We start from the raw sequence: 25,215 nt of genomic DNA, 5'->3' as shown, positions 1-25,215 counted from the left end.
CATGGATCTGGAGCAACTGAAGAAGGATACAAAAGAAATCTTGGTAGATGTCTTGGAAAAAAGCCGTCTCCACCAAGGACAGCTCCTAGTCCTCGGGATGTCTTCAAGTGAAGTTGCAGGAGGGCAAATTGGAAAGGCCTCCAACATCGACATTGCTGAAGCTATTGTCCAGACCTTGCTAGATGAGTTGAATCCAAGAGGGATTTATCTGGCGGTACAAGGATGTGAGCATCTCAATCGCGCCTTGGTGGTCGAAAGAGAATTGGCGGACAAGAAGGAGCTAGAAATCGTCAATGTCCTTCCGAGTCTCCATGCAGGAGGGGCCGGACAACTCGCAGCTTTCAAGTATTTTAAGGATCCTGTTGAAGTGGAATTCATCACAGCTCAAGCGGGGTTAGACATTGGAGATACCTCAGTAGGGATGCATGTCAAACACGTGCAAGTTCCAATTCGCCCTATCTTGCGTGAACTAGGTGGAGCCCATGTCACAGCCCTCGCCAGTCGCCCAAAATTGATCGGTGGCGCCCGTGCTCTCTACCTAGATGATCCTATCCGAAAATCATAAATAGAACTAGCTTTTAGAGGCTAGTTTTTTTGGATGAAAAGAGAGGCAAAAACGTTTTAAAACTTGCAATTTCAAAGTTTTGTGGTAAAATTATAAGGAATGACTATATTATTTTAAGGAGAGACAGAATGTCTGTATCATTTGAAAACAAAGAAACTAACCACGGTGTATTGACTTTCACAATCAGCCAAGAGCAAATCAAACCTGCTTTGGACCGTGTGTTTGAGTCAGTTAAGAAAACTTTGAACGTACCTGGATTCCGTAAAGGTCATATTCCGCGTCCAATCTTCAACCAACGTTTTGGTGAAGAAGCTCTTTACCAAGATGCTTTGAACGATCTTCTTCCAGTAGCGTACGAAGCAGCTGTTAAAGAAGCTGGAATCGAAGTTGTAGCACAACCAACTTTCGATGTTGTATCTATGGAAAAAGGTCAAGACTGGACATTGACAGCAGCTGTTGTCACAAAACCTGAAGTAAAATTGGGTGCTTACAAAGACCTTGAAGTGTCAGTAGAAGTTTCTAAAGAAGTAACAGACGCTGATGTGGATGCTCGTATCGAACGCGAACGCAACAACTTGGCTGAATTGGTTGTTAAAGAAGGTGCTGCAGCAGAAGGTGACACTGTTGTGATCGACTTCGTAGGTTCTATCGACGGTGTTGAATTCGACGGTGGTAAAGGTGACAACTTCTCACTTGGACTTGGTTCAGGTCAATTCATCCCAGGTTTCGAAGACCAATTGGTTGGACACTCTGCTGGTGAAACAGTTGATGTGATCGTAACATTCCCAGAAGACTACCAAGCAGCTGACCTTGCAGGTAAAGAAGCGAAATTCGTGACAACTATCCACGAAGTAAAAGCAAAAGAAGTACCAGCTCTTGACGATGAATTGGCAAAAGACATCGACGAAGAAGTTGAAACTCTTGACGAATTGAAAGAAAAATACCGCAAAGAATTGGCAGCAGCTAAAGAAGAAGCATACAACGATGCAGTAGAAGCAGCAGCAATCGATCTTGCAGTTGAAAACGCTGAAATCGTTGACCTTCCAGAAGAGATGATCCACGAAGAAGTACACCGTTCAATCAACGAGTTCCTTGGAAACATGCAACGTCAAGGTATCTCACCTGAAATGTACTTCCAAATCACTGGAACAACTCAAGAAGATCTTCACAAACAATACGAAGCAGAAGCTGAAAGCCGTACGAAGACAAACCTTGTGGTTGAAGCAGTAGCGAAAGCAGAAGGCTTCGAAGCAACTGAAGAAGAAATCAACGCTGAAATCGAACAATTGGCAGCAGATTACAACATGCCAGTTGAACAAGTTCGCAACCTTCTTTCACCAGAAATGTTGAAGCATGACATCACAGTGAAGAAAGCAGTGAACGTGATCACAAGCACAGCAAAAGTAAAATAATTGAGATTAAAAAGGCTGGACAACAACTGTTCAGCCTTTGATGTTTGATAGAAATAACTGTATGACGCAGTGGTTGATTGGCATCTTTGTTCGCCTTTAAGCTCCAAAGATGACCTAATCAACTGTGCGGGGGTGGGAAAACGAACTCTTTTTAACTAGTCGGAGTTCTTTCCCACTCCCTTTTCTGATTTCATGGAGAATCCTGGAATTTTCCTTTGACGAAAGGGGAAATTTATCGTACAATAGAGTGTAACGATAAAATGCGTGATAGATTTAGTGACGAGAAGTTTTCAATCTATCATTGAGGATAGGATGAGGTTTAAGACCGGATCCTTCTCCATTTAGGAAATGAAACATAAGGAGATTTACCCTTGGAATTAGAAGTATTTGCTGGACAAGAAAAAAGTGAACTTTCTATGATTGAAGTGGCGCGTGCGATTTTAGAATTACGCGGACGTGACCATGAAATGTACTTTAGCGATCTTGTAAATGAAATTCAAAATTACCTTGAAAAATCAAACAGCGAGATCCGTGAAGCTCTTCCATTGTTCTACACAGAATTGAATGTCGATGGAAGCTTTATCCCACTTGGAGATAACAAATGGGGTCTTCGTTCATGGTATGCCATCGATGAAGTTGACGAAGAAATCATCGCTCTTGAAGAAACAGACGAAGATGAAACTCCCAAGAAACGGAAGAAAAAACGTGTCAATGCCTTCATGGATGGAGACGAAGATGCGATCGACTACAACGACGATGATCCAGAAGATGAAGAAGTTTACGAAGCAGATCCAGCTCTTTCATATGATGAAGAAAATCCAGATGATGAAAAGAGTGAAGTCGAAGCTTACGATGCTGAAATCAATGAAATCGTACCAGATGATTTGGGTGAGGAAGTTGAATTAAGCGAAGAAGACGACGAAGAAGAGGATTCTGAAGACGAGGAAGAAGAATAAATCATAAGAAGAGGCTGGGACAAAAGTCCTAGCCTCTCAATTGTTTTTGGATTGTCGAGCAAGACGCAGTGGTTGCGTGGGCTCTACTACGCTGATTTCATCAGCTTTTACAACCCTACTCAACTGTGCGGAGGTGGGACGACGAAATCTAATTCTAACGAATTACCGATTTCTGTCCCACTCTCTTTTTGTTTGCATTGAAAAAAGTGGCGAAATGGTGTATGATAAACGTGTAAGCTTTCCTAGTAGGAGGTGTTCAGATGGACTTTCGTTTAGATCAAAGTTTAGTAGCTCTTGGTATTGATACGGTTGTGGTCGGAATTGCTAGAAATGTGGATCCTCAAGCAGTTTTGCCCCCTTCTTTTCTTGAAAAGAAAAAAGAGCTTGAACAATGGGCGCTTCAGTGTCAGACAGAAGAAGTAGTGGCATCTCCTGTCATTAAAGGGTATACAGACCTTTTGCAAAAAGTAGGGCGTAGCATCAAGAAAAATCCACCAACAGTCCTAGCTCTTATCCGAAACATCCAGCATCGAGGAGCTCTTCCTCAGATCAATAGCATCATCGATATCTATAATGTCGAATCGCTGAAGTCTTTTCTCGCGATCGGAGGACATGACCTAGATAAGATTGAGGGACCGATTGAATTTACAGTGAGTCAAAGAGACGAACTATTTCTCCCTATCCTTTCTAGTGAAAAACATGTCGCACCGACAGATCCTGTCTACCGGGATCAAAAAGGAGTTCTGGCTTGGTTGGATGTACGCGATAGTGACCATTACAAATTTGAGGAGACTACGCAAAACGCCCTCTTTGTCATCCAAGGAAATACCGAGACGTCAGTCGAGATGCGTTTAGAAGCGCTAGAACGAATCCACAAGGACCTTGCTCTTTGCATGCCTCAGCTTCAATTTGAGAAATTTCTCGTCACACAAAATGGAGTGGAAAAGGTCGTGTAAACAGCGAAAATCATTTTCATGAAATTTTCAATTTGACAAAGTAATCCATTTGCGGTAAGATATTGTTCGGGCACCTCATTTTGAGGTCGGAGCTCCCTAAAGATTAGGGAGCTATTTTTGTTTTTTCTGCAAAGAGGAATGGCCTCTACAACATTAGAAGAAGAGGAAAGCACATGTCAACAAAATATATTTTTGTCACGGGTGGTGTCGTATCATCCATCGGGAAAGGGATTGTCGCAGCAAGTCTTGGTCGCTTGCTCAAAAATCGTGGATTGAAAGTGACGATCCAAAAATTTGACCCTTATATCAATATTGACCCAGGGACGATGAGCCCTTACCAACACGGGGAAGTATTTGTCACAGATGATGGCGCAGAGACAGACTTGGACCTTGGTCACTATGAACGCTTCATTGATATCAATCTGAATAAGTACTCAAATGTGACGACAGGGAAAATTTATAGCGAAGTCCTTCGCAAGGAACGTCGCGGAGAATACTTGGGAGCGACTGTACAGGTGATTCCTCATATTACAGATGCCTTGAAAGAAAAGATCAAACGAGCAGCGACGACGACGGATTCAGATGTCATCATCACAGAAGTCGGAGGAACAGTTGGAGATATTGAGTCCCTTCCATTCCTTGAAGCTCTTCGTCAAATGAAGGCAGATGTCGGTGCTGAAAATGTTATGTATATCCACACCACCCTTCTTCCTTACTTGAAAGCTGCGGGAGAAATGAAAACCAAGCCGACGCAACACTCTGTGAAAGAACTTCGTGGTCTTGGGATTCAACCAAATATGTTGGTCATCCGTACAGAAAAGCCAGCTGGTCAAGGAATTAAGAACAAGTTGGCTCAATTCTGTGATGTGGCACCAGAAGCTGTCATCGAGTCACTTGATGTGGAGCACTTGTACCAAATCCCATTGAACTTGCAAGCACAAAATATGGACCAAATCGTTTGTGACCATTTGAAATTGGATGTTCCTGCAGCAGATATGACAGAATGGTCTGCGATGGTCGACAAGGTCATGAACCTCAAGAAGCAGGTCAAGATTTCCTTGGTTGGAAAATACGTAGAATTGCAAGATGCCTACATTTCTGTCGTTGAGGCCTTGAAGCACTCAGGGTACGCCAACGATGCAGAAGTCAAGATTAATTGGGTCAATGCCAATGATGTGACAGCTGAAAATGTGGCAGAACTCCTTGGAGATGCGGATGGAATCATCGTCCCAGGTGGTTTTGGTCAACGGGGAACAGAAGGAAAAATTCAAGCCATCAAGTATGCGCGTGAACAGGACGTCCCAATGTTGGGTGTCTGCTTGGGTATGCAGTTAACCTGTATCGAATTTGCCCGTCACGTTTTAGGCTTGGAAGGGGCCAATTCATCCGAATTGGATCCAGAAACCAAGTATCCGATTATCGATATCATGCGAGACCAAATCGATGTGGAAGATATGGGAGGAACGCTCCGTCTCGGTCTTTACCCATCTAAACTCAAACGAGGCTCAAAAGCAGCTGCTGCCTATGACCATCAAGAAGTGGTACAACGTCGCCACCGTCACCGTTATGAGTTTAACAATGCTTTCCGTGAACAGTTCGAAGAAGCAGGATTTGTCTTCTCAGGTGTTTCACCAGACAACCGTTTGGTCGAAATCGTTGAAATCCCAGAAAACAAATTCTTTGTCGCTTGCCAATACCACCCAGAATTGTCAAGCCGTCCAAACCGCCCAGAAGGACTTTACACAGCCTTTATCACAGCGGCAGTTGAAAACCACGATAGCAAATAAAAATCAAGGCTGGGCAATAAGTGTCCAGCCTTTGGACTATAATAGTAATAACTACATGACGCAGTGGTTGATTGGCATCTTTGTTCGCTTTTCAAGCTCCAAAGATGACCTAATCAACTGTGCGGGGGTGGGAAGACGAACTCTTTTTAATTAGTCGGAGTTCTTTCCCACTCCCTTTTGTGAAAAAATGACAAACTCTGAAAAAAGTTTGAAAAAAATCTTGACAAAAAAGTCGTTGATTGATATACTAGTAAAGTACTCAATCGCGGGGATGGCGGAATTGGCAGACGCGCAGGACTAAGGATCCTGTGACCGCTTTAGGTCGTGAGGGTTCAAGTCCCTCTCTCCGCATCGGATCAAGATAGCTTCGGCTATCTTTTTTTGTTTTCAAATCTCTTTGTGGTAGAATAGGTGTGAGATGAGGTGAGAACATGAAGAAGAAGTATCTGGTTTTGGTCGATGGTCTCTTTGCACTATTGGGAAGTGCCATTAATTTTTTCGGTCCTATCCTGATTTTAGCGATGGGGATAGGCGCATACAAGGATACTTTTAGATATTTTATCGCCTTAAACATATGGAATGTTTTCATTTTTTTAGTGGCGATTGCTTCTAAGTATCTGCTCAGAGAAGAGAAAAGGATGAAAAGATGGATTCCCAATCTCTTTCTGATAGCAGGCTTTATTCTCTTTCTTGCCTCAATCCTTGCTGTGTGTGAGAATATTCCCTTTCTTGAGGAATTGCTAAACGGACTTCTTGGAAAAATGTTTACCGACAGTCAGTTATTTGCTGCTTATTTCTATTCTCAATGGGTTGTAGCAGCACTCCTTGTGATCTGCGGGATCGCCTTTCTCCTTTCGCTAAAAAATTTTAAAGAAGAGAATTGAGAGTGGGACAGAAATCGGTAATTCGTTAGAATTCGATTTCGTCGTCCCACCTCCGCACAGTTGAGTAGGGCTGTAAAAGCTGATGAAATCAGCGTAGTAGAGCCCACTCAACCACTGCGTCTTGCTAGACAATCCAAAAATAATTAAGAGGCTAGGATTTCTGTTCCACTCTCTTTTACTTATTTGCTAGGATGAAAGCCTTAGGAGATAGGAGATTCCGCCCTATTTATCATAAGAAAGTGCTTAAAGACACAGGAAAAGCTAGCAATTTCATCTAAAAAGTGATAAAATAAACAATGTAAGTGGGATCAATCCCACAAAAATTTATAGGAGGCCTATTACACATGGCAATCGTTTCAGCAGAAAAATTTGTCCAAGCAGCTCGTGACAATGGTTATGCAGTTGGTGGATTTAACACAAACAACCTTGAGTGGACTCAAGCTATCTTGCGTGCAGCAGAAGCTAAGAAAGCTCCAGTACTTATCCAAACTTCTATGGGTGCTGCTAAATACATGGGTGGTTACAAAGTATGTAAAGCCCTTATTGAAAACCTTGTAGAATCAATGGGTATCACTGTACCAGTTGCTATTCACCTTGACCATGGTCACTACGACGATGCTCTTGAATGTATTGAAGCTGGTTACACTTCAATCATGTTTGACGGTTCACACCTTCCAGTTGAAGAAAACCTTAAATTGGCGAAAGATGTCGTTGAAAAAGCTCATGCTAAAGGTATCTCAGTAGAAGCTGAAGTTGGTACTATCGGTGGTGAAGAAGACGGTATCATCGGTGACGGTGAATTGGCACCAATCGAAGATGCTAAAGCAATGGTTGCTACAGGAATCGACTTCTTGGCTGCAGGTATCGGTAACATCCACGGTCCTTACCCAGCAAACTGGAAAGGTCTTCACCTTGACCACTTGCAAAAATTGACTGAAGCTGTTCCAGGATTCCCAATCGTATTGCACGGTGGATCAGGTATCCCTGACGATCAAATCCAAGCAGCGATCAAACTTGGTGTTGCAAAAGTTAACGTGAACACTGAATGCCAAATCGCATTTGCAAATGCTACTCGTCAATTCGTACGTGAATACGATGCAAACGAAGCAGAATACGATAAGAAGAAACTCTTCGACCCACGTAAATTCTTGAAACCAGGTTTCGAAGCAATTACAGCAGCTGTTGAAGAACGTATCGACGTATTCGGTTCAGAAGGCAAAGCTTAATTGAAAACAGGAAAGCAAGGTCCCGTGTGGATCTTGTTTTTTTGTATGGGAAAAGTTGCTTCCGGGATTTAATTTTTGTACAATATGCCTATGAAAAAATTTAAACAGTTTAGCTGGATCGTTTGTAGCTTTCTCCTGCTCTTTTTAGGTGCTACATTTGTTTTTCATCAATTTAGTTTACGAAATGAAAGTAAGCTTCTAACACCCATTGGTAAACAAGTTACAGTCAATGGACATCGAATGAATGTCTCTGTTAAAGGAGAAGGATCTGAAACAATCGTTTTTCTTTCCAGTGCAGGTATCGCCTCTCCTATTTTAGACTTTAAGAATCTATCAGATTCCCTATCCAAAAAATACAAAGTTGTTGTCGTGGAGCGAGCAGGATATGGTTTTAGTGAAGATAGTGATCGTTCAAGAGATGTGATGGAGGTCCTTTCTGAGACCCGTCAAGCTTTGGCGCAAGCTCATGTTTCAGGTCCTTATGTGATTCTTTCTCATTCAATGGCTAGTCTTGAAAGTCTGGCTTGGCAGGAAAAGTATCCTGATGAAGTGAAAGCCTTGGTTGGTCTGGATTGGGCATTACCAGCAAGTTATGAGGATTTAAAGGATAATCAGGCCTTGCTTACTGTGGCTTATTGGAGTAGTAAGATTGGCTTATTACGCTATTTCCCTGAGTCCTTTTATATAAAAAATCCAACTCTGACTGAAACTGAACGACAACAATATAAATTACTAGCATATAAGCAGTTGATGTCACAAGCCATGCTTCATGAATCCCGTTTGGCAAAGGAAAATGCCAAGAAAGTTCCATCTAGCATTAATCCGAAAATTCCAGCCTTACTCCTGGTTTCTAACGGTGAAGGCACGACCTTTAGCCAATCAGAGTGGCAACGTTATGCAGAGAGATTTGCAAGCGACCAGTCTAATGTTCAAGTCGACTATATGGATGCGCCTCACGACCTCTATCATTATCAAAGCGATGCTATTGTTTCTCGTATTAAAAAATTTTTAGAGAATAATTGAGGGCTTAAAAATCCATTGAGACTGATGATAATAATTAAATGCTGAAGGATTAACAGTAGAATCGTTAATTTTCTCGATTAAAAAAATTCTTTTTCTTAACAATAAGCCTGCCCCTAAGGGCAGGTTTTTTGGTGTTTTAAGGAAACTATTAAACCAGAATTTCTGACTCAAAAGCATTATTTCAAGAGAGAAATTTCTAATTTCATAATCTATAAGCAAACGCTTGCATTCCTTTTTTTATTGGATTATAATAGGTTGGTATAAAGCCTTCTGTAATAATATTGAGTAAGTGTAGAAAGTAAGGATTTAGAATATTTGTGGTCAAAAATACAATGTTGCTTCTTACGATAGGGAGATAGATATGGCAATGATAGAAGTGCAACATCTTCGGAAAAATTTTGTGAAGACAGTTAAGGAGCCGGGTTTAAAGGGAGCCTTGCGCTCCTTTATTCATCCTGAAAAGCAGACCTTTGAAGCGGTCAAGGATTTAACTTTTGAAGTTCCAAAAGGGCAGATTTTAGGATTTATCGGGGCAAATGGTGCTGGGAAGTCAACCACCATCAAAATGCTGACAGGGATTTTAAAACCGACATCTGGTTTTTGTCGGATTAACGGCAAGATTCCGCAGGATAATCGCCAAGATTATGTCAAGGATATTGGAGTCGTTTTCGGACAACGCACCCAGTTATGGTGGGATTTGGCTCTGCAAGAGACCTACACGGTTTTGAAAGAGATCTATGATGTACCGGACTCGCTTTTCCATAAGCGTATGGACTTTTTGAATGAAGTTTTGGATTTGAAGGAATTTATCAAGGATCCTGTGCGGACTCTTTCACTAGGTCAACGGATGCGGGCGGATATTGCGGCTTCCTTGCTTCACAATCCCAAAGTTCTCTTTTTAGATGAACCGACTATTGGTTTGGATGTGTCGGTCAAGGACAACATTCGTCGGGCCATTACCCAGATTAATCAGGAGGAAGAGACAACTATTCTCTTGACTACTCATGATTTGAGTGATATTGAGCAACTCTGTGATCGGATTTTTATGATTGATAAGGGGCAGGAGATTTTTGATGGAACGGTTAGCCAGCTCAAGGAAACCTTTGGAAAGATGAAGACTCTCTCCTTTGACCTGACGCCAGGTCAAAATCATCTAGTCTCTCATTATGAGGGTTTGCCTGATATGTCCATTGATAGACAAGGAAATACTCTCAATATTGAATTCGATAGTTCCCGCTACCAGTCGGCCGATATTATCAAGCAAACCTTATCTGATTTTGAGGTCCGTGATTTGAAGATGGTAGATACGGATATTGAAGATATTATCCGTCGCTTCTATCGAAAGGAGCTCTAAGATGGTCAAATTGTGGAGACGTTATAAACCCTTTATCAATGCAGGGATTCAGGAGTTGATTAGCTATCGAGTCAACTTTATTCTTTATCGGATTGGCGATGTCATGGGTGCTTTTGTGGCTTTTTATCTATGGAAGGCTGTCTTTGATTCCTCCCAGGAGCCTTTGATTCAGGGCTTCAGTATGGCGGATATCACCCTCTACATCATCATGAGTTTTGTGACTAATCTTCTGACTAGGTCGGATTCTTCCTTTATGATTGGTGATGAGGTCAAGGATGGTTCCATTATCATGCGCTTGTTGCGACCAGTGCATTTTGCGGCTTCTTACCTCTTTACGGAGCTTGGTTCCAAGTGGTTGATTTTTATCTCTGTTGGACTGCCATTTTTAAGTGTCATTGTTTTGATGAAAATCTTATCTGGGCAAGGGATTGTAGAAGTGCTGGGACTAACTACCCTTTATCTTTTTAGCTTAACGCTGGCCTATCTGATTAACTTTTTCTTTAATATCTGCTTTGGATTTTCAGCCTTTGTATTTAAAAATCTTTGGGGTTCCAACCTACTTAAGACTTCCATAGTGGCCTTTATGTCTGGGAGTTTGATTCCCTTGGCTTTCTTTCCAAAGGTCATTTCAGATATTCTGTCCTTCTTACCTTTCTCATCCTTAATTTACACTCCGGTCATGATTATTGTTGGGAAATACGATGCTAGTCAGATTCTTCAAGCACTTTTGCTTCAGTTTTTCTGGCTTATAGTGATGGTGGGCTTGTCTCAGTTGATTTGGAAACGAGTCCAGTCATTTATCACCATTCAGGGAGGTTAGGATGAAAAAATATCAACGCATGCATCTGATTTTTATCAGACAGTATATCAAGCAAATCATGGAATACAAGGTAGATTTTGTGGTTGGTGTGTTGGGAGTCTTTCTGACTCAAGGCCTGAACCTCTTGTTTCTCAATGTCATCTTTCAACACATTCCCTCCCTAGAAGGTTGGACTTTTCAAGAAATTGCCTTTATCTATGGATTTTCCTTAATTCCAAAGGGACTAGATCATCTCTTTTTTGACAATCTCTGGGCTTTAGGTCAACGACTAGTTCGAAAAGGGGAGTTTGACAAGTATCTGACTCGTCCTATCAATCCTCTCTTTCACATCCTGGTTGAGACCTTTCAGATTGATGCCTTGGGTGAACTTTTGGTCGGTGGGATTTTACTAGCGACAACGGCGACTAGCATTGCTTGGACTCTTCCAAAATTCCTGATTTTTCTAGTTTGTATTCCTTTTGCGACCTTGATTTATACTTCCTTGAAAATTGCTACAGCCAGCATCGCTTTTTGGACCAAGCAGTCAGGTGCCATGATTTACATTTTCTATATGTTTAATGATTTTGCCAAGTATCCTATTTCTATTTACAATTCGCTCCTTCGTTGGTTAATTAGCTTTATTGTACCTTTTGCCTTTACGGCCTACTATCCTGCCAGCTATTTCTTGCAGGACAAGGATGGACTCTTTAATATTGGTGGTTTGATTCTGATTTCCCTTGTTTTCTTTGTTATTTCCCTCAAACTTTGGAACAGGGGATTGGATGCCTACGAAAGTGCTGGTTCGTAAGAGGTAAAGTAAGACTAAAATCAAGAAAGGAACTTATGATGTTTGTAATTAAAGAAGTCAAGGGTGAAGATCAAAAAATGGCAGTTGTCGCTGAGATTTTAAGGGATTTGCCAGAATGGTTTGGAATACCAGAAAGCACGCAAGCCTACATCGAAGGAGCCAAGGACTTGCAAGTGTGGGCCACCTATCAGGAGGATGATTTGCTTGGCTTTGTAAGCTTGTCCTATTCTAGTGAAGATTGTGCAGAGATTGATTGTCTCGGTGTAAAAAAAGCTCATCAAGGCAGGGGGATTGGAAGTCAGTTGCTTGCTACTTTGGAAAGTGAAGCCTGCAAAAAAGTCGACTATTTACAGGTAAAAACAGTGGCAGAAGGTTCTAATAAGAACTACGATCGAACAAATGTCTTTTATCGCAGTCTTGGTTTTAAAAAATTAGAGATTTTTCCGCAACTATGGGATCCACAGAATCCATGTCAGATTCTGATTAAAAAGATCAACTAAAAGTGCTTGACATCCGCTATCAGAGTGCTATACTAAGAAGGTAATCGCCGATTTAGCTCAGTTGGTAGAGCAACGCACTCGTAACGCGTAGGTCACAGGTTCGATCCCTGCAATCGGCATAGGAAGAAACTGCTTTGAAAGAGCGAGACGACGAATGATGTTCATCACATATTCGTTCGGTCTCGTTTCTTTTTTTGACCGCATAGGCGCCATTTTTGACCACTTAGTCAAAAGTCCTTGTCTCCGTAGGAGCTCTCTGCTATCATAGAATCATCAAAGGAAGAAATACTTCCGAATAATCAAAATGAGGTATATGATGATGAAAAAACTACTTGGACTTGGATTTATTTTGGCTGCTCTTGCGGTTGTCACAATGGGAATGGTTGGTTTTCCAAAGCTCGATGTGAACATCTGGCCCCTATTTCCTGTTCTCTTATTTGCTTTCTTTACTCTTGAAAATCTCTTGAAAAAAGATTACAAGGCAAGTGTTATCTGCGCCTTGATCGCACTGATGATCGCAAATGCGATTTACGATCTCTTGCCGGTCTCAAATGGTCTGGTCATCACAGCAGGTGTGCTCGCTTGTGTAGGTCTAAGTTTTCTTTTACCGGATAAGGAAAGTAATAAATAAAGAAAGGAGGCTGGGATAAAAGTCCTAGCCTCTCAATTGTCTTTGGATTGTCGAGCAAGACGCAGTGGTTGAGTGGGCTCTACTACGCTGATTTCATCAGCTTTTACAGCCCTACTCAACTGTGCGGAGGTGGGACGACGAAATCGAATTCTAACGAATTACCGATTTCTGTCCCACTCTCTTTTTTACTTCTCAAAAACTACCTCTTGATGGGGAAAACGTGCCACTTACTGAAAAGCCCTTGTTTTGTTTTCAACAGCTGTTATAATGGTACTATCAAAACGTTGGGAAAGGAGTTTTATGAAAGTTAGAATCGAATTGGATCCATCTATGGACGAGCCTGAGATCTTGATTCGAGCTCCGCGCTTGACCCCGGAGTTGACCCAGCTGCAAGAGAGAATCCTAGAACAAAAAGTCGCTCCTTTAGCCTTCTACAAGGATCGAAGTGAGTATTTTCTGGATGTGGCATCGATCCTCTTTTTTGAGACGGACGGGGAGAAGATTTTTGGACACACCAAGGACGAGGCCTATGAGGTCAAGCAGAAGCTCTATGAGTTGGAGGAGCTGCTTCCTATCGCCTTTTGTCGGATATCCAAATCCACCATTGTCAACGCCAAGCAAATCTATTCTCTAGAAAAGTCTTTTTCAGGGACCAGCACGGTCAATTTCTACCAGACCCATAAGCAGGTTCACGTATCTAGACGCTACTATCAACTCTTAAAAGAACGACTAAATGAAATGAGGTAATATCATGAGAAAAAAATTAATCGGAGTATTCTTAATCCTTTTAGCAGCCTTAATCCTTTTACAGGGCTATTTTGTAAAATGGGACATCAGTATCTGGACCTTAGCTTGGGTTACCTTGCTTGCCGTCCTGTCCCTCTCTAGTTTCTTAAAACGCCATTTTGGTTGGGGCTTCATCTATGGACTTTTAGCCCTCTTTTGTCTCAATGGGCAATACCATTTCCTTCCGGTGTCCAATTCAGTTGTCATCCTTTCCTCAATTCTCGCTGTGATTGGGCTCAATATTTTGTTTAAACCCTCTAAGAAAACAAAAGCCCGCCTAGCTTCCTATTCTGCTGGGTCCATGAGTAAGTCGGATGGCAATGACATCGATGTCACTTTTTCAACAGTGACAAAATATCTCAATGACCAACACTTTACCCGCGGAAGTGCAGATGTGAGTATGGGAGAAGCATCGGTTTATTTTGACAATTGCCACATCGAAGGTCCTTCTGCTCAGTTTGTTGTCGATGTTTCCCTTGGAAGTTTGAGCCTCTATGTGCCAAGTGATTGGCGCGTCCATGTTAATGTGGATAATTCCCTTTCAGCGATCCAGCATCAGGAAAATCCGAGTGCTCTGACAAGCAAGGATTTCTATATTACAGGTGATGTTTCCTTAGGAAATCTGGAAATTATCTATGTCGGAGCGAATTCGTTTTCTTAAGTCTGAAATGAAAAACTTTGGCCAAAAGCTTGCCAAGAGAGATTTTTTTTGGTAATATAGTACGGTATGTGGTGCTAGCACATCCGTTATATTAGATCTAATAGGAGGAAACACAGAAATGGCTAAAGTATGTTATTTCACAGGTCGTAAGACTGTATCAGGTAACAACCGTTCACACGCTATGAACCAAACAAAACGTGCCGTAAAACCAAACCTTCAAAAAGTAACTGTCCTTATCGATGGTAAACCTAAAAAAGTTTGGGCTTCAGCTCGTGCATTGAAATCTGGTAAAGTAGAACGCGTTTAATAAAGAAAGAAGGCTGGGCATAAAGTGTCCAGCCTTCGCTTTTTGATAGGAATAGTAGTATGACGCAGTGGTTGATTGGAACTACTCATGTTTGAAACATTCGTACTTCCTAATCAACTGTGCGGGGGTGGGAAAATTGAAAAGGTTTGGGGAACCTTTTCAACTTTTTTTTATTTTACGGAGTTCTTTCCCACTCCCTTTTCTTTTTCTCTAGAGACAGCTGTCACAGCGGGAGAAGAATAATCCCTACCCTTTTACAGCTGATCTCTTTTATGGTAAAATAGAATATAAAATACTTTTGAGGTAGAAATTATGACAGTAAAAATCAATACAAAGGACGGTCAAATTGAATTGACTGATGAGGTTATCGCAACTGTTGTAGGCGGTGCCGCTACTGAGATCTTCGGTGTGGTTGGAATGGCCAGCAAAAATGCGATCAAAGATAATTTCCAAGCCCTCCTAGGGAAAGAAAACTTCTCTAAAGGTGTTGTTGTCAAAACAACGGAAGCAGGAACTATCGCAGTTGATGTTTACACTGTTTTGAGCTATGGAACAAAGATTAGCGAAGTCTCAAAAAATATTCAAGAACGTGTGAAATTTAGTTTGGAAAATCAACTTGGAATCACTACGGATACTGTGAATGTCTATATTCAAAATATCAAGATTGTGGGAGAATAATCGTGGCTAATATTACTACAAGTTTATTTCAAGAAATGGTTCAAGCGGGGGCTACGCGCTTAAATAAACAAGCGGAATATGTAAACTATTTGAACGTCTTTCCTGTACCAGACGGGGACACAGGAACCAATATGGGAATGACCATCGAAAATGGGGCCAAAGAAGTATCTGACCGTTCTGCTTCAACTGTTGGTGAAGCAGCAGGGATCTTCGCTAAAGGTCTCTTGATGGGCGCGCGTGGGAACTCAGGAGTCATCACTTCTCAATTGTTCCGTGGATTTTCTCAAAGTGTCAAAGACAAAGAAGAATTGGATGGAGCAGCACTTGCAGCAGCCTTCCAGTCTGGTGTAGAAGTCGCTTATAAAGCCGTTATGAAGCCGGTTGAAGGTACCATTTTGACGGTTTCTCGTGGGGCAGCCATCGGTGCCAAGAAAAAAGCAGAATCGACTAATGATGCGGTAGAAGTCATGCGTGCAGCTCTTGAAGGAGCTAAAACAGCTCTTGCTAAGACTCCAGATATGTTGCCGGTCTTGAAAGAAGTTGGTGTGGTAGACTCTGGTGGTCAAGGTTTGGTCTTCATCTATGAAGGATTCTTGTCAGCCTTGACAGGAGAATTCATCGCTTCTGAAGAGTTCCAAGCAACACCTGCAACCATGTCAGAAATGATCAATGCAGAACACCACAAGTCAGTCGCTGGTCATGTCGCAACTGAAGACATCAAGTTTGGTTACTGTACAGAAATCATGGTCGCTTTGAAACAAGGTCCAACTTATGTCAAAGACTTCGATTACGATGAATTCCGTAACTATTTGAACAACCTTGGGGATTCCCTATTGGTGGTGAATGACGATGAGATTGTCAAAGTTCACGTCCATACAGAAGATCCAGGTCTTGTCATGCAAGAAGGTCTTAAGTACGGAAGCTTGGTCAAGGTCAAAGTCGACAACATGCGCAACCAACACGAAGCGCAAGTTGAAAAAGAAGAGCGCCAAGCCAAACCAGTTGAAGAAAAAGAATATGCCATCATCGCAGTAGTTGCTGGTGACGGATTGGCTGATATCTTTAAAGCGCAAGGAGTTGATTACATCATCTCTGGTGGTCAAACCATGAACCCATCAACAGAAGACTTTGTCAAAGCGGTTGAAGAGTTGAATGCGCGCAACATCATTATCTTGCCAAACAACAAAAATATCTTGATGGCGGCTCAATCTGCAGCAGAAGTGATTGATCAACCTGCAGCAGTTGTTGAGACCAAGACTATCCCTCAAGGATTGACTAGTCTTCTTGCCTTTGATGAAAGCAAATCGATCGAAGAAAACTACGAACGCATGAGCGCTTCATTGGGTGATGTTGCGTCTGGTAGTGTGACAACAGCGGTTCGCGATACCACTATTGATGGGCTTGAAATCCATGAAAATGATAATCTTGGAATGGTCGATGGCAAAATCGTTGTTTCAAATCCAGATATGATGGAAACCTTGGAAGAAACATTCGCTCATATGTTGGATGAAGACAGTGAAATTGTGACCATCTATGTCGGTGAAGACGGCAGTGAGGAGTTGGCAAATGAATTGGCCCAAGCCCTTGCTGAAAAATACGAAGATGTAGAAGTGGAAATCCACCAAGGTGGCCAACCAGTCTACCCATACTTGTTTAGTGTAGAATAATTGAACAGAAGGTTCCTTTCGGAACCTTTTTTTGTATATAGAAAAACGAGGAGATTCCCTATGAAAGCAGCGTGATTCAGAGGGATTGAGATTGAAGCGACCCCTACACGGAAGCTTTATTCGTGAGAAAAAGGGGTTTCTGCAAAAAGTCTCACATTCATCAGATTTTTATTCAAATGGAAGAGCTTGAAAAGAGGGGGAAATGGTTTGAGCAGTGGAGTTTTTAGACAAGAAAGACGCGATATGTTATACTGGTATCAGTATGTGAAAGGAGAGTTATAAAAATGAAGAAATTTTTTGTAACCCTTGGGCTAGCCATTTTGGTATTGACTGGTTGTTCGCAATCCCAAACAAAGAAAACTACAACCGCTAGCTCATCTAGCAGTTCCTCTGTTAAAAAAGAAGTAAAAAATGAAGAAAAAACCACAACCTTAGTAGGAGATATCAATGGAACAAAACACCGGGATATCATCAAGTCTAAGGGAGATAAGGTTGAAAACCTTCGCATCGAAGTGACGGCTGATCTGCCCCAACAACTTGGGACCATCGCAGCAGAAAAGTCACCTGAAGAGCTCACAGCAGCCATTCAAGCTTTGCTGGAACAAAATGAAGACTATAAGAAGCTAAAAACCGTTCCCGGTTTTAGTTTGGAATACACAGTCACCCCAGAGAAAAAATTGCTCTCAACCAGTGTGATTGACCTCAACCAAATTGACGCCAAGTCTCTAGAAGAAATTTCTTACTTCAAAGATGCTGGTCTCAATGATTTGAAAAACATGAAGGCAGATGCCTTGGTCAAGGCCTTGAAACTGCATGGCATGAAAGAAGAAGGTCAGTAAGAAGAATAGAAAAAGTCGAGTGAAGTCACTTGGCTTTTTTTAGTGACTTTTGTCATGTGAGCGAGTGACAAAATTATCTAGTGGCTGTTATTTTCTTTCGCTATAATATAGTCAGAAAGTAAGAGGTAAGGAAAAATGAAACAATGGTTCTATAAAGTGTTTACGTTAACAGTGGTGGGGATGGTCGTCTATTTGATCTTTTCAAAGGATGATAGTCTCTATTACCATTTTCCTTGGGAATTATTTGCTGGGATTGGCATCATGAGCTGGGCGGTTCAAGAAGGATTGAAAATGATCAAGGCGGTTAAAAAGGAGATGGAGCAATGAAAACAACGGGAGTAACCCTGGTTGTTTTTGCCATCATTCCGGCCGTTTAAGCCTGGTTGAAAGGAGAGTATCATGAGCGTCATTAGAGTAGAGAACTTGAAAAAAAGTATCAAAGGAAAAGTCATTTTAGAAGATCTTTCTTTTGCAGTTGAACGGGGGGATTGTCTGGCCTTGATCGGGCCAAACGGAGCTGGGAAAACAACCTTGATGAACTGTCTTCTGGGAGATATGAAGGCGACTTCTGGGATTATTGAAGTAGAGGGGAAGGCACCTGGTCATCCTCAGTTAAAGGCTAGTGTGTCCTATCTCCCTCAAGAGAATGCCATTGTGCAAAAGCTAACCGTGCAGGAACTGATCAACTTCTTTCGCTCTATTTATCCCCAACCCTTAACAGGGGAAGAAATCGATGATTTATTACGTTTTAGCTCAGAACAAAAGAAGCAATTGGCTAGTAAGTTGTCTGGTGGTCAAAAGCGTCTCTTATCTTTTGTTCTAACCTTGATTGGTCGTCCTAGCTTACTTTTCTTAGATGAGCCAACTGCGGGGATGGATACGTCCACTCGCCAACGCTTTTGGGAGATCGTCGGGCATTTAAAGGAAGAAGGCGTGACCATTGTCTATTCTTCGCATTACATCGAGGAAGTAGAACATACAGCTGATCGGATCCTGGTCTTGCATCAGGGCCATTTGCTTCGGGATACGACACCTCTCGCTATGAGAAGCGAAGAGGTAGAAAAACATTTCACCCTACCTCTACGCTACCAAGCTCTAGTGGCAGAGATGGAAGGCATTGGTCAAGTGGTCATTAAACCCGATGCTCTTCAGGTTGTGACACGCGACGCCAATCGTTTGTGGACTCGCTTGCAAGAAGAAGGATGTTCGATCCAAGAAATCGAAGTGACCAATCGAAGTTTATTGGATTCTATTTTTGAAAATACAAAGGAAGTAGGTAGAGAAGATGAAACGCATGAAAGCTCTCGGCGTGGTTGAGTGGCATTTGACCAGTCGCCAGGCCATTTATTACTTGTTATCAATTGGGATGCCCACGGCCTTTTATCTTTTCTTTTCAGGGATGTACCAGGACACGCCAGGGGCACCCGCTCACTTTATGAGGGATTATCTTTTGTCCATGACGGCTTTTTCCATGATGTCTACGGCTATCTTTTCTTTTCCAACCGTTCTTGAAACCGATCGACTCAATAATTGGCAAAAAGTCTTGCGCCATACCCCCGTATCTATGGTAGAATATTATCTAATAAAGGTTGTGGGTCTCTTTGTCGATTTTCTCCTATCGATTGGAGTTGTCTTTACCGTAGGCCATGTGGTGCGGCATGTGAATATGCCCCTGCAGGATTGGATCTTAGGAGCCTTCCTTCTCATCCTAGGAAGCCTAGCGTTTGTGGCTCTCGGTCTGGTCTTGACCCTGCTTCCTTCTAGTCAATTGATGTCTGTTGTAGGTAATCTCCTTTACATGGGACTGGCTGTCATGGGAGGGCTATGGATGCCGATTAGTCTCTTTCCAGAATGGATGCAAGCCATCGGCAAATGCTTACCAACCTATCAATTGATGGAACTGATTAAGACCTTTTTAAACAAGGGGCAGATTAATGTCTTTGCGAGTGCCTATTTAACCTTGTTTACCCTGGTCTTGTTTGCCCTTGTTATCGTCTATCGTCGTCATTCTGAGGTTCGTTCATGATTGAAAAACTCAAACATATTCACCATATGTTTTACGTAGGCTTAATCTTTATGGCCTTTCCCTTTGCTTCTATTTTCTTGGGGCAGATTCCCTGGTGGCATTTCTTTTTAGCCATCTTCTTTATGATAAGCTATCTAGGAATCCTCATTACTGAAAATAAGAAACTGACCTGGCTTTTTTGGATTTATCTTCTACTTTATATTGCAGGAAATACCTTTTTTGTTGGAACTAGCTTTTGTTGGTTTTACTATTATCTGAGCAATATTTTGCTCTATCGTTTAGGGATTCGCGATTTTCGCTCGCCCTTTCTTTGGACGGCTGTTGGATCACTACTGATCCTTTTGGGAGCCTTGTTATTTAATAGGGAGATGAGAGAAAATGATTGGCTTTTTGTCCTGATCGTCTCTTTGTTTATCGCGATCATGACCTATAGTATGGCCCGGGCTGAGATGATGGAAGAGTTGAAAGCTGACCATGCCAAGCAAAATGCCCAGATCAATCTTTTGCTGGCAGAAAACGAGCGCCATCGGATTGGCCGTGATCTGCATGACAGTCTAGGACACACCTTTGCCATGCTCAGTGTCAAGGCGGACCTAGCTGATCAATTCTTAGCATTGGGTCAGGTTGAGAAGGCGCAGGAGCAGGTGCAAGAGATTCAAGCCATCAGTCAAGAGTCCATGCACCAAGTACGTGAGATTGTGGAGAACTTGAAGCAGCGAACCCTGGCAAGAGAGCTGGAAACCGTCAAGCAAATGCTGGAAGTAGCTCAAATCAAAGTGGAGATTCAAAACGAGCTTGATACTGCTAGCATCTCGCCGATTCTAGAATCTGCTCTGGCCATGGTATCTCTGGAATTAGCTACCAATATGATCAAACACGCTAAAGCGACGCAGGCCCTTCTCTCTTATCGCTCCACCGAAACAGGTGTAGAAATGGTCGCAGAAGATAATGGTATCGGCTTTGACAAGGTCTCTGACAAAGACCTGCACTCGATTCGCGAACGGATTGCCTTGTTGGGAGGAGAGCTGGAGATCAGTCATCAACACAAGCCGACCCGGATAGAAATACGGATCCCCTATCAAGAAAGGAAATAAGATGCGTTTATTAGTTGCTGAAGACCAAAGTATGTTGCGCGATGCGCTCTGCCAGCTCTTGCTCCTACAAGAGGATGTGGAAGATGTCTTGCAGGCTGGCGATGGGCAAGAGGCTATTCGCTTACTCGAAACACATCCAGTCGATATTGCGATTTTAGATATCGAAATGCCCATCAAAACAGGGTTAGAAGTGTTGGAATGGGCTAAAAGTCAACAACCCCAGCTCAAGGTCGTCATCGTTACCACTTTTAAGCGGCCGGGCTATTTCGAGCGGGCCCTCAAGGCTGGAGTCGATGCCTATGTCTTAAAAGAACGCCGCATTACGGATTTGATGGCGACTCTTCATGCAGTATTAGCAGGGCAAAAAGAATATTCGCCTGAATTAATGGAAGGGATCTTGACCCATCCCAATCCTCTGAGCCCTCAAGAAAAGGCAGTTTTAAAGGAAGTCGCAAAAGGGGCTTCTAACCAAGAAATTGCTGATCGCTTATTCCTCTCAAACGGAACCATCCGCAATTATATGTCAGCTATTTTGACCAAGTTGGATGCGGAAAATCGGACGGAGGCAGCAAGGATTGCCCAAGAAAAGGGTTGGTTATAAGGAAGAAAAGAGAGTGGGACAGAAATCGGTAATTCGTTAGAATTCGATTTCGTCGTCCCACCTCCGCACAGTTGAGTAGGGCTGTAAAAGCTGATGAAATCAGCGTAGTAGAGCCCACTCAACCACTGCGTCTTGCTCGACAATCCAAAAACAATTGAGAGGCTAGGACTTTTGTCCCAGCCTCCTTTTTTTGTGATAGACTTAGCAATCCTGGAGAAACTCTCATTCTTCGGATTTGGATAGAAAATTCAGAAAATTTACTATTTTTCCTTGAAATATTTTCTAAAAATGGTATGATAGTAGCATGCTAATTTGATATACAAAGTACTGGAAAGGAGAGACATGGAGAAAATTACCTTAGAAACTGCAAAAACCGGTTCAGAGCTCGTTCTTGAAACCCTGCGTGATTTGGGCATTGACACGATTTTTGGTTATCCTGGTGGAGCGGTTTTGCCTTTATACGATGCCATCTATAGCTTTGAGGGTATCCAGCATATCTTGGGTCGTCATGAACAAGGATGCTTGCATGAGGCTGAAGGCTACGCCAAATCAACTGGAAAGCTGGGTGTCGCAGTCGTCACGAGTGGACCGGGGGCGACCAATGCCATTACAGGGATTGCAGATGCCATGAGCGATAGCGTTCCCTTATTAGTTTTCACTGGTCAAGTCAATCGTGCTGGGATCGGGAAAGACGCCTTCCAAGAAGCAGATATTGTGGGAATTACCATGCCCATCACCAAGTACAACTATCAAGTACGTGAGACGGCAGATATTCCGCGAATTATCACAGAAGCTGTCCATATTGCGACGACTGGACGCCCTGGTCCGGTGGTAATTGACCTTCCAAAGGATGTGTCTGCTTTAGAGACAGATTTTATCTATGAACCAAGTGTGAAGCTTCCAAGCTACCAGCCTACCATTGAACCCAATGAATTGCAGATCAAAAAGATTTTGAAGCAATTGAGTAAGGCTAAAAAACCAGTTCTTCTTGCTGGTGGTGGGGTGAGTTACGCTGGAGCTGCAAAAGAGTTGATTGCTCTAGCAGAGCGCTATCAGATTCCAGTAGTGACCAGTCTGTTAGGTCAAGGAACGATTGCAACCAGTCATCCTCTTTTCCTAGGGATGGGAGGAATGCACGGATCCTTCGCGGCCAATATCGCTATGACAGAGACAGATTTCATGATCAGTGTTGGTTGTCGATTTGATGACCGTTTGACAGGGAATCCAAAGACTTTCGCTAAAAATGCTAAGGTTGCCCATATTGACATTGATCCTGCAGAGATTGGGAAGATCATTGCTGTCGACATTCCTGTTGTTGGCGATGCAAAGAAAGCCTTGCAACAATTGCTAGCAGAGCCAACGGTTCATAACAACACAGAAAAATGGATCGAAAAGGTGACCCAAGATAAGAACCGGGTTCGTTCATACGACAAGAAAGAACGGGTTGTGCAGCCACAAGCTGTGATCGAACGCATTGGAGAGTTGACCAAGGGGGACGCTATTGTCGTCACAGACGTTGGACAACACCAAATGTGGGCAGCTCAATACTATCCTTACCAAAATGAGCGCCAATTGGTAACATCTGGTGGTCTAGGAACGATGGGATTCGGTGTTCCTGCAGCTATCGGAGCGAAAATTGCCAATCCAGATAAAGAAGTTGTTCTCTTTGTCGGAGATGGTGGGTTCCAAATGACCAACCAAGAATTAGCGATCTTAAATATTTATAAGGTTCCGATCAAGGTTGTTATGCTCAACAATCACTCGCTTGGGATGGTCCGCCAATGGCAAGAAGCCTTCTATGATGGTCGGACGTCAGAGTCAGTCTTTGATAGCCTTCCGGATTTCCAATTGATGGCGCAAGCCTACGGGATCAAGAATTATAAATTTGATAATCCTGAAACTCTTGAGAAGGATTTGGAAGTCATCACAGAAGATGTACCAATGTTCATCGAAGTAGACATTTCTCGGAAAGAGCATGTGTTGCCGATGGTACCAGCTGGTAAGAGTAATCATGAGATGTTGGGGGTGAAGTTTAATGCGTAGAATGTTAACAGCCAAACTTCAAAACCGCTCAGGTGTTCTGAACCGCTTTACAGGAGTCTTGTCGAGACGTCAAGTCAATATCGAAAGTATCTCTGTTGGAGCAACAGAAAACCCTAATGTATCGCGGATTACCATTATCATTGATGTTGCTTCGCATGATGAAGTAGAGCAAATCATCAAACAGCTCAACCGCCAGATTGATGTGATTCGCATTCGTGATATCACTGACAAACCACACTTGGAGCGCGAAGTGATTCTGGTGAAAGTTTCTGCACCAGCTGAGAAGCGGGCAGAAATCTTGGCCATTATTCAACCTTTCCGTGCGACCGTGGTCGATGTGGCCCCAAGCTCTATCACCGTTCAAATGACGGGAAATGCAGAAAAGAGCGAAGCCCTCATTCGTGTTATTCGACCGTATGGGATTAAAAACATCGCCCGCACCGGCGCAACCGGATTTACTCGAGATTAATTCTCGACTGAAAATTGTTATCCTCGCCTTAAAAAGGCAAATTAAAATAGAAAAGAGATTTTACTTATGGCAGTTCAAATGGAATATGAAAAAGACGTTAAAGTTGCAGCATTAACTGGAAAGAAAATTGCTGTGATCGGTTATGGTTCTCAAGGACATGCACACGCACAAAACTTGCGTGATTCAGGTCATGATGTCATCATCGGTGTGCGCCCAGGGAAATCATTTGATAAGGCAAAAGAAGATGGTTTTGATACCTATACAGTAGCAGAAGCAACTAAATTGGCTGATGTTATCATGATCTTGGCACCAGACGAAATCCAACAAGAATTGTATGAAGCAGAAATTGCTCCAAACTTGGAAGCTGGAAATGCTGTTGGTTTTGCCCATGGATTCAACATCCACTTTGAATTTATCAAAGTTCCTGCAGATGTCGATGTCTTTATGTGTGCTCCAAAAGGACCTGGTCACTTGGTACGTCGTACTTACACTGAAGGATTTGGTGTACCAGCGCTTTACGCAGTTTATCAAGATGCTACTGGTAATGCGAAAGATATTGCTATGGACTGGTGTAAAGGTGTAGGATCAGCACGTGTTGGTCTTCTTGAAACAACATACAAAGAAGAAACTGAAGAAGATTTGTTCGGAGAACAAGCAGTTCTTTGTGGTGGTTTGACTGCCCTTATTGAAGCTGGTTTTGAAGTCTTGACGGAAGCTGGATATGCTCCAGAATTAGCATACTTCGAAGTGCTTCACGAAATGAAATTGATTGTTGACTTGATCTATGAAGGTGGCTTCAAGAAAATGCGTCAATCAATCTCTAACACTGCTGAATACGGTGACTATGTATCAGGCCCACGTGTCATCACTGAGCAAGTGAAAGAAAATATGAAAGCTGTTCTTGCTGACATTCAAAATGGTAACTTCGCTAACGACTTTGTTAACGACTACAAAGCTGGACGTCCAAAATTAACTGCTTACCGTGAAGAAGCTGCTAACCTTGAAATTGAAAAAGTTGGTGCTGAATTACGTAAAGCAATGCCGTTCGTTGGTCAAAACGACGATGACGCCTTCAAAATCTACAACTAATTGTCTGTAGAAGACTAAGCAAGTTGGGACACCCTGGCTTGCTTTTTTCATCAA

27 protein-coding genes and 2 tRNA genes are annotated in these 25,215 nt (G+C 42.5%); all 29 read left to right on the top strand.

Annotated features, from left to right (window positions below):
- The first annotated feature begins 1 nt into the window (after position 1).
- The 29 genes from SM122_RS05435 (at position 2) to ilvC (ending at position 25,161) form a co-directional block, all read left to right on the top strand.
- Positions 2-565 (top strand): TIGR01440 family protein, encoded by a 564-nt coding sequence (locus tag SM122_RS05435; RefSeq protein ID WP_150905343.1) that lies wholly within the window; start codon positions 2-4, stop codon positions 563-565.
- A 128-nt stretch (positions 566-693) separates the two neighbouring features.
- Positions 694-1,977, top strand: a complete 1,284-nt coding sequence (gene tig, locus SM122_RS05430) for a trigger factor (RefSeq protein ID WP_155169296.1) — start codon at positions 694-696, stop codon at positions 1,975-1,977.
- Between the two features lie 371 nt (positions 1,978-2,348).
- Entirely contained in the window at positions 2,349-2,933 is a 585-nt protein-coding gene (gene rpoE, locus SM122_RS05425) for a DNA-directed RNA polymerase subunit delta (protein WP_003010182.1), read from the top strand.
- 260 nt (positions 2,934-3,193) lie between these two features.
- On the top strand, positions 3,194-3,889 hold the full coding sequence (locus SM122_RS05420; RefSeq protein WP_155169294.1) for a B3/B4 domain-containing protein: 696 nt from the start codon (positions 3,194-3,196) through the stop codon (positions 3,887-3,889).
- Positions 3,890-4,062: 173 nt separating this feature from the next.
- Positions 4,063-5,676 (top strand): CTP synthase, encoded by a 1,614-nt coding sequence (locus SM122_RS05415; RefSeq protein ID WP_155169292.1) that lies wholly within the window; start codon positions 4,063-4,065, stop codon positions 5,674-5,676.
- 265 nt (positions 5,677-5,941) lie between these two features.
- Positions 5,942-6,027, top strand: a tRNA-Leu gene (locus SM122_RS05410).
- A gap of 80 nt (positions 6,028-6,107) precedes the next feature.
- Entirely contained in the window at positions 6,108-6,560 is a 453-nt protein-coding gene (locus SM122_RS05405; protein WP_155169290.1) for a hypothetical protein, read from the top strand.
- 344 nt (positions 6,561-6,904) lie between these two features.
- Entirely contained in the window at positions 6,905-7,786 is an 882-nt protein-coding gene (locus SM122_RS05400) for a class II fructose-bisphosphate aldolase (RefSeq protein ID WP_003004573.1), read from the top strand.
- An 84-nt stretch (positions 7,787-7,870) separates the two neighbouring features.
- Positions 7,871-8,809: an alpha/beta fold hydrolase gene (locus SM122_RS05395; RefSeq protein ID WP_155169425.1), complete on the top strand. Its 939-nt coding sequence runs from the start codon at positions 7,871-7,873 to the stop codon at positions 8,807-8,809.
- Positions 8,810-9,170: 361 nt separating this feature from the next.
- Positions 9,171-10,163 carry an ABC transporter ATP-binding protein gene (locus SM122_RS05390; RefSeq protein ID WP_013904684.1) on the top strand — a complete coding sequence of 331 codons (993 nt, stop codon included), beginning with the start codon at positions 9,171-9,173 and terminating at the stop codon, positions 10,161-10,163.
- Between the two features lies 1 nt (position 10,164).
- A complete protein-coding gene (locus SM122_RS05385; RefSeq protein ID WP_324737861.1) occupies positions 10,165-10,983 on the top strand; it encodes an ABC transporter permease in 819 nt (272 codons plus the stop codon).
- A gap of 1 nt (position 10,984) precedes the next feature.
- Positions 10,985-11,770 carry an ABC transporter permease gene (locus SM122_RS05380; RefSeq protein WP_003004561.1) on the top strand — a complete coding sequence of 262 codons (786 nt, stop codon included), beginning with the start codon at positions 10,985-10,987 and terminating at the stop codon, positions 11,768-11,770.
- A 38-nt stretch (positions 11,771-11,808) separates the two neighbouring features.
- Positions 11,809-12,270 carry a GNAT family N-acetyltransferase gene (locus tag SM122_RS05375; RefSeq protein ID WP_195487464.1) on the top strand — a complete coding sequence of 154 codons (462 nt, stop codon included), beginning with the start codon at positions 11,809-11,811 and terminating at the stop codon, positions 12,268-12,270.
- A gap of 46 nt (positions 12,271-12,316) precedes the next feature.
- Positions 12,317-12,389 (top strand) — tRNA-Thr (locus SM122_RS05370).
- Between the two features lie 200 nt (positions 12,390-12,589).
- Positions 12,590-12,901 (top strand): LiaF transmembrane domain-containing protein, encoded by a 312-nt coding sequence (locus tag SM122_RS05365; protein ID WP_324737902.1) that lies wholly within the window; start codon positions 12,590-12,592, stop codon positions 12,899-12,901.
- A 300-nt stretch (positions 12,902-13,201) separates the two neighbouring features.
- The gene (locus tag SM122_RS05360; RefSeq protein ID WP_003004160.1) at positions 13,202-13,648 is read left to right on the top strand and encodes a LytTR family DNA-binding domain-containing protein; all 447 of its coding nucleotides are present in this window, start codon (positions 13,202-13,204) and stop codon (positions 13,646-13,648) included.
- 4 nt (positions 13,649-13,652) lie between these two features.
- Positions 13,653-14,348, top strand: a complete 696-nt coding sequence (locus tag SM122_RS05355; RefSeq protein WP_324737860.1) for a LiaF transmembrane domain-containing protein — start codon at positions 13,653-13,655, stop codon at positions 14,346-14,348.
- Between the two features lie 118 nt (positions 14,349-14,466).
- Positions 14,467-14,655 carry a 50S ribosomal protein L28 gene (rpmB, locus tag SM122_RS05350; RefSeq protein WP_001140948.1) on the top strand — a complete coding sequence of 63 codons (189 nt, stop codon included), beginning with the start codon at positions 14,467-14,469 and terminating at the stop codon, positions 14,653-14,655.
- Positions 14,656-14,967: 312 nt separating this feature from the next.
- Positions 14,968-15,333, top strand: coding sequence for an Asp23/Gls24 family envelope stress response protein (locus tag SM122_RS05345; RefSeq protein ID WP_003004393.1), 366 nt, complete (start codon positions 14,968-14,970; stop codon positions 15,331-15,333).
- A gap of 2 nt (positions 15,334-15,335) precedes the next feature.
- Positions 15,336-17,000: a DAK2 domain-containing protein gene (locus tag SM122_RS05340; protein WP_324737859.1), complete on the top strand. Its 1,665-nt coding sequence runs from the start codon at positions 15,336-15,338 to the stop codon at positions 16,998-17,000.
- A 284-nt stretch (positions 17,001-17,284) separates the two neighbouring features.
- A complete protein-coding gene (locus SM122_RS05335; RefSeq protein WP_023919327.1) occupies positions 17,285-17,839 on the top strand; it encodes an SP0191 family lipoprotein in 555 nt (184 codons plus the stop codon).
- 135 nt (positions 17,840-17,974) lie between these two features.
- Complete coding sequence (locus tag SM122_RS05330) at positions 17,975-18,166, top strand: hypothetical protein (RefSeq protein ID WP_014712940.1); 192 nt, start codon at positions 17,975-17,977, stop codon at positions 18,164-18,166.
- A gap of 72 nt (positions 18,167-18,238) precedes the next feature.
- Positions 18,239-19,156 (top strand): ABC transporter ATP-binding protein, encoded by a 918-nt coding sequence (locus tag SM122_RS05325; protein ID WP_324737858.1) that lies wholly within the window; start codon positions 18,239-18,241, stop codon positions 19,154-19,156.
- Positions 19,125-19,865 (top strand): ABC transporter permease, encoded by a 741-nt coding sequence (locus tag SM122_RS05320; protein WP_324737857.1) that lies wholly within the window; start codon positions 19,125-19,127, stop codon positions 19,863-19,865. Before SM122_RS05325 ends, SM122_RS05320 begins: the two co-directional genes overlap by 32 nt.
- A complete protein-coding gene (locus tag SM122_RS05315; protein WP_324737856.1) occupies positions 19,862-20,959 on the top strand; it encodes a sensor histidine kinase in 1,098 nt (365 codons plus the stop codon). The genes SM122_RS05320 and SM122_RS05315 overlap by 4 nt, the downstream gene beginning before the upstream one ends.
- Before the next feature lies 1 nt (position 20,960).
- A complete protein-coding gene (locus tag SM122_RS05310) occupies positions 20,961-21,560 on the top strand; it encodes a response regulator transcription factor (protein ID WP_324737855.1) in 600 nt (199 codons plus the stop codon).
- 342 nt (positions 21,561-21,902) lie between these two features.
- Entirely contained in the window at positions 21,903-23,603 is a 1,701-nt protein-coding gene (locus SM122_RS05305) for an acetolactate synthase large subunit (RefSeq protein ID WP_003004603.1), read from the top strand.
- Positions 23,596-24,072 carry an acetolactate synthase small subunit gene (gene ilvN / locus SM122_RS05300; RefSeq protein WP_023919316.1) on the top strand — a complete coding sequence of 159 codons (477 nt, stop codon included), beginning with the start codon at positions 23,596-23,598 and terminating at the stop codon, positions 24,070-24,072. Before SM122_RS05305 ends, ilvN begins: the two co-directional genes overlap by 8 nt.
- Before the next feature lie 66 nt (positions 24,073-24,138).
- Positions 24,139-25,161: a ketol-acid reductoisomerase gene (gene ilvC / locus SM122_RS05295; RefSeq protein ID WP_195487449.1), complete on the top strand. Its 1,023-nt coding sequence runs from the start codon at positions 24,139-24,141 to the stop codon at positions 25,159-25,161.
- Positions 25,162-25,215 lie beyond the last annotated feature (54 nt).

This window comes from Streptococcus gingivalis, from assembly GCF_035544715.1.
Lineage (GTDB): Bacteria > Bacillota > Bacilli > Lactobacillales > Streptococcaceae > Streptococcus > Streptococcus gingivalis.
This window is presented reverse-complemented; position numbering and strand designations above follow the sequence as displayed.

What these genes read in the sequence shown, in the direction of transcription:
- SM122_RS05435 (WP_150905343.1), top strand. Translation starts at nt 2, where the DNA reads ATGGATCTGGAGCAACTGAAGAAGGATACAAAAGAAATCTTGGTAGAT.
- tig (WP_155169296.1), top strand. Translation starts at nt 694, where the DNA reads ATGTCTGTATCATTTGAAAACAAAGAAACTAACCACGGTGTATTGACT.
- SM122_RS05420 (WP_155169294.1), top strand. Translation starts at nt 3,194, where the DNA reads ATGGACTTTCGTTTAGATCAAAGTTTAGTAGCTCTTGGTATTGATACG.
- SM122_RS05415 (WP_155169292.1), top strand. Translation starts at nt 4,063, where the DNA reads ATGTCAACAAAATATATTTTTGTCACGGGTGGTGTCGTATCATCCATC.
- SM122_RS05405 (WP_155169290.1), top strand. Translation starts at nt 6,108, where the DNA reads ATGAAGAAGAAGTATCTGGTTTTGGTCGATGGTCTCTTTGCACTATTG.
- SM122_RS05400 (WP_003004573.1), top strand. Translation starts at nt 6,905, where the DNA reads ATGGCAATCGTTTCAGCAGAAAAATTTGTCCAAGCAGCTCGTGACAAT.
- SM122_RS05395 (WP_155169425.1), top strand. Translation starts at nt 7,871, where the DNA reads ATGCCTATGAAAAAATTTAAACAGTTTAGCTGGATCGTTTGTAGCTTT.
- SM122_RS05390 (WP_013904684.1), top strand. Translation starts at nt 9,171, where the DNA reads ATGGCAATGATAGAAGTGCAACATCTTCGGAAAAATTTTGTGAAGACA.
- SM122_RS05385 (WP_324737861.1), top strand. Translation starts at nt 10,165, where the DNA reads ATGGTCAAATTGTGGAGACGTTATAAACCCTTTATCAATGCAGGGATT.
- SM122_RS05380 (WP_003004561.1), top strand. Translation starts at nt 10,985, where the DNA reads ATGAAAAAATATCAACGCATGCATCTGATTTTTATCAGACAGTATATC.
- SM122_RS05375 (WP_195487464.1), top strand. Translation starts at nt 11,809, where the DNA reads ATGTTTGTAATTAAAGAAGTCAAGGGTGAAGATCAAAAAATGGCAGTT.
- SM122_RS05365 (WP_324737902.1), top strand. Translation starts at nt 12,590, where the DNA reads ATGAAAAAACTACTTGGACTTGGATTTATTTTGGCTGCTCTTGCGGTT.
- SM122_RS05360 (WP_003004160.1), top strand. Translation starts at nt 13,202, where the DNA reads ATGAAAGTTAGAATCGAATTGGATCCATCTATGGACGAGCCTGAGATC.
- SM122_RS05355 (WP_324737860.1), top strand. Translation starts at nt 13,653, where the DNA reads ATGAGAAAAAAATTAATCGGAGTATTCTTAATCCTTTTAGCAGCCTTA.
- rpmB (WP_001140948.1), top strand. Translation starts at nt 14,467, where the DNA reads ATGGCTAAAGTATGTTATTTCACAGGTCGTAAGACTGTATCAGGTAAC.
- SM122_RS05345 (WP_003004393.1), top strand. Translation starts at nt 14,968, where the DNA reads ATGACAGTAAAAATCAATACAAAGGACGGTCAAATTGAATTGACTGAT.
- SM122_RS05335 (WP_023919327.1), top strand. Translation starts at nt 17,285, where the DNA reads ATGAAGAAATTTTTTGTAACCCTTGGGCTAGCCATTTTGGTATTGACT.
- SM122_RS05330 (WP_014712940.1), top strand. Translation starts at nt 17,975, where the DNA reads ATGAAACAATGGTTCTATAAAGTGTTTACGTTAACAGTGGTGGGGATG.
- SM122_RS05325 (WP_324737858.1), top strand. Translation starts at nt 18,239, where the DNA reads ATGAGCGTCATTAGAGTAGAGAACTTGAAAAAAAGTATCAAAGGAAAA.
- SM122_RS05320 (WP_324737857.1), top strand. Translation starts at nt 19,125, where the DNA reads ATGAAACGCATGAAAGCTCTCGGCGTGGTTGAGTGGCATTTGACCAGT.
- SM122_RS05315 (WP_324737856.1), top strand. Translation starts at nt 19,862, where the DNA reads ATGATTGAAAAACTCAAACATATTCACCATATGTTTTACGTAGGCTTA.
- SM122_RS05310 (WP_324737855.1), top strand. Translation starts at nt 20,961, where the DNA reads ATGCGTTTATTAGTTGCTGAAGACCAAAGTATGTTGCGCGATGCGCTC.
- SM122_RS05305 (WP_003004603.1), top strand. Translation starts at nt 21,903, where the DNA reads ATGGAGAAAATTACCTTAGAAACTGCAAAAACCGGTTCAGAGCTCGTT.
- ilvN (WP_023919316.1), top strand. Translation starts at nt 23,596, where the DNA reads ATGCGTAGAATGTTAACAGCCAAACTTCAAAACCGCTCAGGTGTTCTG.
- ilvC (WP_195487449.1), top strand. Translation starts at nt 24,139, where the DNA reads ATGGCAGTTCAAATGGAATATGAAAAAGACGTTAAAGTTGCAGCATTA.